Origin of the sequence: Paenibacillus enshidis, assembly GCF_042136365.1 — a bacterium.
GTDB lineage: Bacteria > Bacillota > Bacilli > Paenibacillales > Paenibacillaceae > Paenibacillus > Paenibacillus enshidis.
On the sequence record NZ_JBHHMI010000098.1, the window covers coordinates 1 to 330 of the forward strand.

1 protein-coding gene is annotated in these 330 nt (G+C 56.7%); it reads right to left on the minus strand.

Annotated features, from left to right (window positions below):
- Window positions 1-128 precede the first annotated feature (128 nt).
- The coding region (locus tag ACE41H_RS25245; protein ID WP_375358321.1) for a hypothetical protein at window positions 129-330 on the minus strand (202 nt) is incomplete at its 5' end.

Here is a 330-nt window from a genome sequence, read left to right on the forward strand (position 1 = left end):
AAAAAATAAAAAGACCCTGGTCCTCGTTGCCGCTTGAACCTGAATGTTTCCGCTGTCCTCGTTCATGCTAACCCACACCGTTCAAGCCACGCACATCAGGCTCACCTTTCCTCGTTCAATCCCTGCGATCAGGACGCAGCCGCAAGAGGCTGAACCGGTTGGCGCGCAATCAGTCGGCGGTAAGGGATCGCCGGAATCGCCACGCCCATGTGCAGCAACTTCTGCCACATCGTTTCTTCCCCTTCGGACAGGTGCAGTCGGCGGCGTCCGGTGTACTCGTTGAGGTACGCCTGCAGATGCTTCGGACCCAAAGCTACATACGTACTCTTC